Origin of the sequence: Rathayibacter sp. SD072 (genome assembly GCF_017355185.1) — a bacterium.
Classification (GTDB): Bacteria; Actinomycetota; Actinomycetes; order Actinomycetales; family Microbacteriaceae; genus Rathayibacter.
In genome coordinates this window covers 18,205-27,274 of record NZ_JADILJ010000047.1, presented here as the reverse complement: position 1 = coordinate 27,274, position 9,070 = coordinate 18,205, and the positions used below count along the sequence as shown (strand labels likewise).

Below are 9,070 nucleotides of genomic sequence, written 5' to 3'. Positions count from 1 at the left end.
CGACCAGCTCGCGGGCGGGCGGGTCGACGGCGGTGAGCAGGGGGGCGGACGCGAGATCGGCGCCGGCGGAGGCGGCGAGCCCGGCGAAGTAGCCGGGGGCCAGGAGGTAGGTCGAGACGACGACGCGCTCGCCGGGGTGGGCGGCCCGCTCAGCGGCGACCGCGTCGGCGACCCGCGGCTCGGCGGCCGAGATGAACGAGACGCTCACCTCGCGGCCGAGCTCGGCGGCGAGCAGCCGACCGGTCGTCCAGCAGTCGGCGACGGCGCCGGCATCGCTGGAGCCGGCCGCGGCGAGCACGATCCGGTCGCCGTCGCCCAGGCCCGCCTCGCGCAGGCGGCGGGCGAGGATCCGGGCGAGTCGCGGATCCGGTCCGAGCGCGCCGGTGACCCGCACCGGCCGCTCCGCCTCGGCCGCGGCCTCGGCGAGGTCGACGTGCACGTGGTAGCCGGCACTGAGCAGCAGCGGCACGACGACCGCCGACCGCCCGGGCTCGAGGGCGCCCAGGGTCTCGGACACGTCCGGCTGCTGCACGTCGACGAAGGAGTCCAGGACGTCGACGGCCGGATTCGCGGTCCGCACCGCGTCCACGAGCGCGGCGACGGCGCGACGGCCGTCGTCGTCCGAGGTGCCGTGGGAGGCGGCGATCAGCGCTGTCCGCTGGGCCACCTCGATCACGCCGTCCGACTCCCGAACCATCCAGGTCGCGAGGTGCAGCGACTCGGAGGTGTAGCACCGGCCGGTCTCGAGGTCGAAGACGTCCTTGTGCAGGGGGGAGGCGATGGTGGCGCGCTGCACGCCGTCGACGCTGCGCGAGCCGACGATGCCGCGCGAGAGCACGGCGGCTCCCGTCGCGGGGTCGAGGTTCGAGACGGCGAAGACGCGGCCGTCGGGGAGGAGGAAGAGCGCGAGCTGGACGCCCCCGACGAGCGCGGCCTCGCCCCAGAGCGGCTCGAGCTCGAGCCGGTTGCAGACGGGGACCCAGGTGGTCGTCGTCGCCGGAGCGGACGGGCTGTCGAGGAGTGTCATGGTCCCGCCTTCTCGATCGAGGGGCCGCATCCGGTGGGAGGCGGTGGAGGACGCGCATCCGGTCGGAGGCGTTGATGGACACGGTAGGGACCCCGCGTTTCGTCCGATGACGCCTGCGGTGTCCCGGGCGTAACGAAGCTCTCACGACGGCCGGACCGCCCCGTGAGACGCCCGTCACAGAGCGTTACGTCCGGGCAACGGTGGGGAAACGGCGCGTGCCTACGGTGGAGGGCATGACAACCGCAGGAGCGAACCCCGCCGCCCGAGCCCCTCGACGCGTGCTCGTCGTCGGTGCAGGTCCCGCCGCGCACCGCCTGGTCGACGCGCTCGTGGCACGGACCGGCTCCGGCGCCCTCGACATCACCGTCTTCGGCGAGGAGGTGCACCACCCCTACGACCGCGTCGCCCTCTCGAAGCGGCTCGAGGGACTCGTCGACCTGACCCTCGGCGACGGCGCGCTGTGGGAGTCGGCGCGGCTGATCACCTCCTCCCGCGTCGTCGCGATCGATCCGGAGCACCCCCGCGTCGAGCTGGCCGACGGCCGCTGGTTCGAGGGCGACGAGATCGTGCTGGCCACCGGCTCCTCCGCCACCGTGCCCACGATCGCCGGCGCCGAGCACGGCCGCGTCTACCGCACGCTCGAGGACGTCGACTCGCTCGTCGCCGATCTCGCCGCCTTCCAGGAGCGCAAGGGCCGCCCGGCCAACGTGGTCGTGGTCGGAGGAGGGCTGCTCGGCCTCGAGGCCGCGGGCGGCGCGCACAGGCTCGGCGCGCACACCGCGCTCATCCACTCCGGCCGCTGGCTGATGAGCGCCCAGCTCGACGAGGGCGCCGGCCAGGCTCTGGGCCGCATCATCTCGGCGCAGGGCATCGCGCTGCACCTCGGCAACCGGCCCACCGAGATCCTGACGTCCCCCACCGGCACGGTGCTCGGCGTCACCCTCACCGACGGCTCGAGCATCAGCGCCGACGTCGTCGTCTTCTCGATCGGCATCACCGCGCGCGACGAGCTGGCGCGCGCGGTCGGCATCGACGTCGCTCCGCGCGGGGGAGTGGTGGTCGACGACGCCTGCCGCACCAGCCGCGAGCACGTCTGGGCCATCGGCGAGGTCGCCGCGATCCAGGGACGCACGGTGGGCCTCGTCGCCCCGGCGAACGCGATGGCCGAGGTCGTCGCCGACAGGCTGCTCGGCGGCGACGCGACGTTCCCCGGAGTGGACGACGCCACCAAGCTCAAGCTCTCGGGCGTCGAGGTGGCCAGCTTCGGCGACGCGCTGGGGGCCGGCGAGGGCGCCCTCGAGGTCGTCTACGCCGACCCGGCCCGCGGGCTGTACCAGAAGATCGTCGTCTCGGACGACGCGAAGACCCTGCTGGGCGGCATGTTCGTCGGCGACGCGGGGCCCTACTCCTCCCTCCGCCCCCTGCTCGGCCGCGAGCTGCCCGCCGAGCCCAGCGCGTACCTCGCCGCGGCCGGCGCCGAGGCTCCGAGCGGCGATCTGCCCGACGACGTGCAGCTCTGCTCCTGCAACAACGTGTCGGTGGGCGAGGTGCGCCACGCCATCGGCGAGGGCTGCACCGAGCTCGGGCCGCTGAAGGCCTGCACGCGCGCCGGCACCCAGTGCGGCTCCTGCGTCCCCCTGGTGAAGAAGCTGCTCGACACCGAGCTCACGAGGGCCGGCGTCGAGGTGTCGCGCGCCCTCTGCGAGCACGTCTCGCTCAGCCGGAGCGAGCTGTTCGAGTCGGTGCGGATCCTGGGCCTCCACTCGGCCGAGCAGGTCATGGAGCGCTTCGGCTCGGGGCTCGGCTGCGACGTCTGCAAGCCGGTCATCGCCTCCGTCCTCGCCACGCAGACCAACGCCTACATCCTCGACGCGGGCCAGGCGCCCCTGCAGGACACCAACGACCGCGCGCTCGCCAACATGCAGAAGGACGGCACGTACTCGGTCGTCCCGCGCATCCCGGGCGGCGAGATCACCCCCGCCAAGCTCAAGGTCATCGCCGAGGTCGCCGAGCAGTACGGGCTCTACACGAAGATCACCGGCGGCCAGCGGATCGACATGTTCGGCGCCCGCCTCGAGCAGCTCCCCGAGATCTGGACCCTGCTGGTCGACGCCGGCTTCGAGTCGGGCCAGGCCTACGGCAAGTCGCTGCGCACGGTGAAGTCGTGCGTCGGATCGACGTGGTGCCGCTACGGCGTGCAGGACGCGGTCGGCATGGCCGTGTTCCTCGAGGAGCGCTACCGGGGCCTGCGCTCGCCGCACAAGTTCAAGCTCGGCGTGAGCGGATGCGCGCGCGAGTGCGCGGAGGCGCGCGGCAAGGACATCGGCGTGATCGCGACCGACACCGGCTGGAACCTCTACGTCGGCGGCAACGGCGGCTACCAGCCCGCCCACGCGCAGCTGCTCGCGCAGGATCTCGACGACGCGACGCTCGTGCAGTACATCGACCGCTACGTCATGTACTACGTCCGCACCGCCGAGCGCCTCCAGCGCACGGCGCGCTGGCAGGAGGACCTCCCCGGCGGGCTCGACCACGTGCGCGAGGTCGTCTGCGAGGACTCGCTCGGCATCGCCGCCGAGCTGGAGGCCGCCATGGCGACCCACGTGGACACCTACGTCGACGAGTGGGCGGCGACCCTGGCCGACCCCGACCGGCTGCGCCGCTTCCGCTCGTTCGTGAACGCACCGGACACCGCCGATCCTCGGGTCGCGACCGTGCGCGAGCGCGGCCAGATCCGCCCGGCGGGCAGCGACGAGCGCTCCGGCGGACCGGTGCTGGTGGCGGGGACGACGATCCCGGTCGGGCCGGTGAGCGTCGTGGGGCCCCCGGCGTCGCTGTCCGCTCCCGCCGCCACCGTGAAGGAGTCCTGATGCAGCTCTCGCTCGATCTGACCGGCCGCCGCGTCCTCGTCGTGGGCACCGCCTCCGGGACCCGCCGCGTGCTCGCCCGCTACCGCGCCGCCGGGGCGCTGGTCGAGCGGCGCGAGGCCGACGACTCGCTGCCGCTGCGGCTGGCGTCGGCGTCGCTCCTGGCCGCGGGACGCCCCGCGCTCCTGGTGTGGGTCGAGGGATCCGCCGAGCTGCGTGCGGCCGCCTCCGCCGAGGCCGCCCGCACCGGTATCTGGACGGTCGAGGAGGCCGCCGCTCCGCACCGCCCTCTCGGGCACGTGAGCATCGTCGGCGGGGGCCCCGGTGATTCCGAGCTGATGACGCTCGCCGCGCATCGGGCGCTTCGCGAGGCCGACGTCGTGCTCTACGACCGGCTCGGCCCGCACGACGGGCTCGCCGACTGGGCGCCCGGAGCCGAGCTGATCGACGTGGGCAAGACGCCCGGCCACCACGCGGTGCCGCAGCACGAGATCGAGCGGCTGATGGTTGCCCGCGCTCTCGACGGACTGGACGTGGTGCGGTTGAAGGGCGGTGACCCGTTCGTGTTCGGCCGCGGCTCCGAGGAGGTGCGCGCCTGCCGCGTCGCCGGAGTCCCCGTCACGGTCGTACCCGGAGTCACGAGCGCGATCTCGGTGCCGGCCGCCGCGGGCATCCCGGTCACCCACCGCGAGGTCAGCCGGGCGTTCACCGTGGTCTCGGGTCACGCGCCGTTCAGCGAGGAGGAGCTCGGGCACCTGGCCGGGCTCGGCGGCACGCTCGTCGTCCTGATGGGCGTGAACACGCTCCCGCACCTGGTCGCCGGACTGCAGCGCGCCGGGATGGGGGCGGGGATGCCGCTCGCGATCGTCGAGCGCGGCTGGTCGCACGCCCAGCGCACGACGATCACCTCCGTCGGCGAGGTGATGGGGCTGCTGGCCGACCTCGCCCCGCGCTCTCCCGCGGTCATCGTCATCGGCGAGGTCGTGCGCCAGGCCGCGTGCGATGATTCTCAGGATCCCGAGAGCATCGCCCGCGCGGTCGATGCGCTGACCACGTGAGACCCCGAGGCCCCGATGACCGGCACCCCCCGATGAGCGGCACCGACGCGAGCGACTCCGACGCCTCCTCGCCCGGGTTCCGACCCGACCAGCTCGTCGGGTTCCGCATCGGCGTGACCTCGGACCGCCGCTCCGAGGACCTCATCGCCGCCTTCGAGCGCCGCGGCGCCGACGTCACCCACGCACCCACCATCCGGATGCGCGGCATCGACACCGAGGGCGTCCTCGAGGACGAGACCCGCGCGATCGTCGCCGCGCGCCCCGACGTGCTGCTCGCCACCACCTCCTACGGCATGCGTCGCTGGCTCGAGGCGGCCGACGCGGCAGGGCTGGGCGACGAGCTCGTCGACGCCCTCTCCGCCGCCCGGATCCTCGTCCGCGGCCCGAAGGCGCGCGGAGCCGTCCGCGCCGCCGGCCTCGACGACCACGGCATGAGCGAGCGCGAGACCACCACCTCCCTCGTCGACCTCGCTCTGCGCTCCGGAGTGGACGGCCGCACGATCGCCGTGCAGCTGCACGGCTTCACCGACCCGCACCAGCTCGAGCGCTTGACCGACGCGGGCGCGACGGTCCTCACCGCCGCCCCCTACCGCTGGAGCGTGCACGAGGACTCCGCGCGCGTGCTGCGCCTGATCGAGGCGATCTGCTGCGGCGGGATCGACGCCGTCACCTTCACGAGCGCCCCCGCCGTCGAGGCCCTCTTCACCGTCGCCGAGGCCGCGGGCCGGCTCGACGCCCTGCAGGCCGCGTTCCGCGAGACGGTCGTCGCGGCGGCGGTGGGTCCCGTCACGGCGGCCCCGCTCGTCGAGGCGCAGATCCTGCCGATCGTCCCCGACCGCTTCCGGATGGGCGCCCTCATCCGCCTGCTCTGCGAGCACCTCGAGCAGAGCGCGCCCCGCATCGCCACCGAGTACGGGCCCCTCGAGCTCCGCGGCCGCCACGCCGTGCTCGCGGGGGAGCGGGTGCCGCTGACCCCCGTGGCGCTGGCGCTGTTCCGCACCCTGGTCGCCGCCGAGGGCGCGACCGTCGCGCGCGGCGTGCTCGCCGCCTCCGCCCCCGAGGCGCTCGACGACCACGCGGTCGACGTCGCGATCAGCCGCCTGCGCCAGGCGCTCCCGGAGCCGCGCCTGGTCGCCACCGTCATCAAGCGCGGCTACCGCCTCGCGACCCCCCTCTGAGTCCGCCGCCCCGGTGCCCCCGCGCTCTGCGACTGGTCGCGTGGCGGGGACTGCGCGGGTTCGAGGGCCCGCTTCGCGTCCACTCGTGTCTCCCGCTGTTCGTGAGTGGCCGCGTGGCGGGGTCTGCGTGGGAGGCGGCGCCCGTTTCGCGTCCACTCGCGCTTCCGGATGCTCGTGAGTAGTCGCATGGCGGGGTCTACGAGGGTCCGAGGGCCCGTCTCGCGTCCGCTCGCGTCTCTTGCTGTTCGTGAGTGGCCGCGTGGCGGGGTTTGTGCGGGTTCGAGGGCCCGTTTCCCGTCCGCTTGTGTCTCGTGCTGTTCGTGAGTGGCCGAGTGCCGGTGTCTGCGCGGGTCCGAGCCTCCGTTTCGCGCTCACGCGCTCTCCGCAGCCGCGCCGCGATCACGACGCCGGACGCCATCCACCCGCGACGAGCGCGCGGCGGACGCGGTGGGCGCAGCCGGCCGGATCCGCGTCGAAGGAGGCCGAGGCGATGCGCACCACTGTCCAGCCGGCGGCCGCGAGCCTCTCGTAGCGGATCAGGTCGCGATCCCATTGCGCACGGTCCGAGCGGTGGTGGTCGCCCTCGTACTCGACGACGACGCGCCACGTCCGGTAGAGGAGATCGACCCGGCCGATCTTCCCGAGTGCATCGAACAGCTCGACCTGCAGCTCGGGCTCGGGAAGCCCCGCCGTCACGAGGACGAGGCGGAGCCGGGTCTCGCGCCGCGACTCCGCCCCCTCCCGGACGAGGGCGAGCGCGCGACGAACGGCGCGCGACCCGCGGCCCTCGAGGCGCTCGACGCGCCGCTGCAACTCGTGCAACGAGACCCACGGGCGGGGATCGTCCGCTCGGGGCTGCGCCGGGGTGAGGACGAGCGCGTCCCCGACCGCGACGAGGTCCTCCATCCGGAGCACCTCGCCGAGCTGGCAGAAGACGCTCGCACCGTCGGCCAGGAGCAGCCCGCCCCGCCGAACGCCGGTGAGATCGGGGTCTGCGAGCGAGCTGCCGACGAGCCCGCGCCCTCGAGGGGCGCGTGCCGGGTGCCGGACCGCGACGTGCAGCGGTTCGTCGGCAGTCTCGCTCGGAAGATCCAGCGGCCAGAGCCGTGCCGCGGTCAGTCCGCAGAACACCGAGTGCCGCATGATCGTCGCGTACGCCGCCGCGCGCTCGTGGACGCTCGTCGCCGCCCCGGCCGGTGCCCGCACTCCGCGGAAGGGGATCACCAGATCGGACGCGCGGAGGCGGTCCTCCGTCACGCCGGCAGCCCGCGCCTCCTTCACCGAGAAGGCGCGTCCTCGCAGTCCGAGCGGGAGGGGTGCGGGTCGGGGCATCGCGTCATCGTGCCCGATGTCCAGTTCCGTCGAGCACGTTCTCCACAGGCCCTCGCCGATCCGCCGCGAACCGGGCTCTGCGAAGCGTTCGGAGCCCGGTTCCCGCCGATTGGCGCGTCGCGCACGGCTGCCAGAATGGGGTGCATGAGCAGCGCAGCCCTCCGTGTCGTGATCGCCCCCGACTCCTTCAAGGGGTCCGCGAGCGCGGTCGAGGTCGCCGAGGCGCTCGCCGAGGGCTGGCGCGAGGAGCGTCCCGGCGACGCGATCGTGCTCGCTCCGATGGCCGACGGCGGGGAGGGGACGGTCGACGCGTTCGAGGTCGCGGTTCCCCAGGCGGCGCGGCACACGATCATCGCGACGGGGCCCGACGACCGGCCGGTCGAGACCTCGTGGCTCCTGCTGCCCGGCGGTGCGGCGGTCGTCGAGCTCGCGTCGGCCAGCGGCATCACGCTGCTCGACCCGCTCCGTCCTCTCACCGCGCACACCCGCGGATTCGGGCAGGCGATCGCGGCCGCTCTCGACGCCGGGGCGCACTCGCTGCTGCTCGCGATCGGCGGCAGCTCGTCGACCGACGGCGGCGTCGGAGCGCTGCGCGAGCTGGGCGCGCGGTTCCTCACCGTCTCGGGCCACGACATCGGCGACGGAGGCGGGGCGCTGCACGACCTCGCGGCGGTCGACCTGCACGGCGTGCGGCGGGTGCCGGCCGGCGGCGCGCTGATCCTCAGCGACGTCACCAATCCGCTGCTCGGCGACTCCGGAGCGGCGCACGTCTTCGGTCCGCAGAAGGGCGCGAGCCGTGAGGACGTCGTGCGCCTGGACGACGGACTCCGGCACCTGGCCGCGCACCTCGACGCGGATCCGGAGGAGGCGGGCACGGGGGCCGCGGGCGGCACCGGATTCGGGCTGCTCGCGTGGGGCGCTCGCCTCGCCCCGGGCTCGGCCGCGGTCGGCGAGGCGCTCGGCCTGCCCGCCCTCGTCGAGGGCGCCGACGTCGTGCTCACGGGGGAGGGGCGCTTCGACGCCCAGTCGATGGCGGGCAAGGTGCCGTCCTACCTCCTCGGGCTCGCGGAGGCGGCCGGGGCCCGGGCGATGCTGGTCGCCGGAGCGATCCAGGCGCCCACCGGAGCGTTCGCCGCGGCGGCCTCGCTGACCGACGCGGCCGGGTCCTCCGCCGCCGCGATCGCGGAGCCGCTGCCCTACCTGCGCGCGGTGGCGCGGGACCTGGCGCGCCTGGTCTGACCGCGCGCGGCCCCGCCTCCGGTGTCGGTGGTGCGGCCTAGCGTTCGAGCATGATCCCGGACGCGCGACGACCCCTAGATGTGGTGGTCGCCCCCTGCCTGCGCACCCAGATGTCGGGAACAGCGACACGCCGACGAGCGTTGTACACAGGGAACGCCGGGAGCTCCTCCACAGCGGTGGATAACTCGGCGCGATCCGCGTCCTTCCGCGGATCCGCGGGCCTCGGCCTGTGGATGAACGGGGGAGGAACCGGTGGATAACTACACGAATGTAACTACTAGTCCTAGTGGGCTCCCGTCGGGCGCCCCCCTATATGTAGTATTGCTGAGCAGGTCGGAGCGAGTGCCCCACCGGCGCCCCGCACCACCC

General features: G+C 74.3%; 6 protein-coding genes. 4 read left to right on the top strand and 2 right to left on the bottom strand.

Annotation, left to right across the window (positions count from 1 at the left end; all coding sequences use genetic code 11):
- Positions 1-1,027, bottom strand: a 1,027-nt coding sequence (gene nirD, locus IOC53_RS15660; protein WP_207407146.1) for a nitrite reductase small subunit NirD, incomplete at its 3' end; no start/stop codon positions are given.
- Positions 1,028-1,260: 233 nt separating this feature from the next.
- Here nirD and nirB point away from each other — a divergent pair.
- Genes nirB through IOC53_RS15645 form a run of 3 tightly spaced genes read left to right on the top strand, consistent with a single transcriptional unit; the run spans position 1,261 to position 6,130 of the window.
- Entirely contained in the window at positions 1,261-3,897 is a 2,637-nt protein-coding gene (gene nirB, locus IOC53_RS15655) for a nitrite reductase large subunit NirB (protein WP_207407145.1), read from the top strand.
- Positions 3,897-4,952: a uroporphyrinogen-III C-methyltransferase gene (cobA, locus tag IOC53_RS15650; protein WP_207407144.1), complete on the top strand. Its 1,056-nt coding sequence runs from the start codon at positions 3,897-3,899 to the stop codon at positions 4,950-4,952. The genes nirB and cobA overlap by 1 nt, the downstream gene beginning before the upstream one ends.
- Positions 4,953-4,984: 32 nt before the next feature.
- The gene (locus IOC53_RS15645; protein WP_207407142.1) at positions 4,985-6,130 is read left to right on the top strand and encodes a uroporphyrinogen-III synthase; all 1,146 of its coding nucleotides are present in this window, start codon (positions 4,985-4,987) and stop codon (positions 6,128-6,130) included.
- Positions 6,131-6,529: 399 nt separating this feature from the next.
- On the opposite strand, the gene IOC53_RS15640 is transcribed toward IOC53_RS15645, so the two are convergent.
- Complete coding sequence (locus IOC53_RS15640) at positions 6,530-7,462, bottom strand: endonuclease domain-containing protein (RefSeq protein WP_207407140.1); 933 nt, start codon at positions 7,460-7,462, stop codon at positions 6,530-6,532.
- 144 nt (positions 7,463-7,606) lie between these two features.
- Here IOC53_RS15640 and IOC53_RS15635 point away from each other — a divergent pair, with 144 nt between their 5' ends.
- Positions 7,607-8,701, top strand: a complete 1,095-nt coding sequence (locus IOC53_RS15635) for a glycerate kinase (RefSeq protein ID WP_207407139.1) — start codon at positions 7,607-7,609, stop codon at positions 8,699-8,701.
- Positions 8,702-9,070 lie beyond the last annotated feature (369 nt).